Below are 230 nucleotides of genomic sequence, written 5' to 3' on the forward strand. Positions count from 1 at the left end.
TTGACAGTTGCACCCGCTGCGCCTCACCGCCCGAGAGCGTCGTGGCCTGCTGGCCGACCTTGATATAGCCAAGCCCCCCCCGCATCAGCGCGTCCATCTTGTCGCGGATCGTCGGCACGGCAGCAAAGAATTCGTGCGCGTCTTCCACAGTCATATCCAGCACATCGGCAATGCTCTTGCCCTTGAACTTGATCTCAAGCGTCTCGCGGTTGTAGCGCGCGCCCTGACAG

General features: G+C 61.7%; 1 protein-coding gene. It reads right to left on the reverse strand.

The window, feature by feature from the left end:
• The coding region (locus R0J92_RS27300) for a hypothetical protein (RefSeq protein WP_411053986.1) at positions 1-230 on the reverse strand (230 nt) is incomplete at both ends.

It is taken from the genome of Tritonibacter sp. SIMBA_163 (assembly GCF_046535935.1).
GTDB classification, from domain to species: Bacteria; Pseudomonadota; Alphaproteobacteria; order Rhodobacterales; family Rhodobacteraceae; genus Epibacterium; species Epibacterium scottomollicae.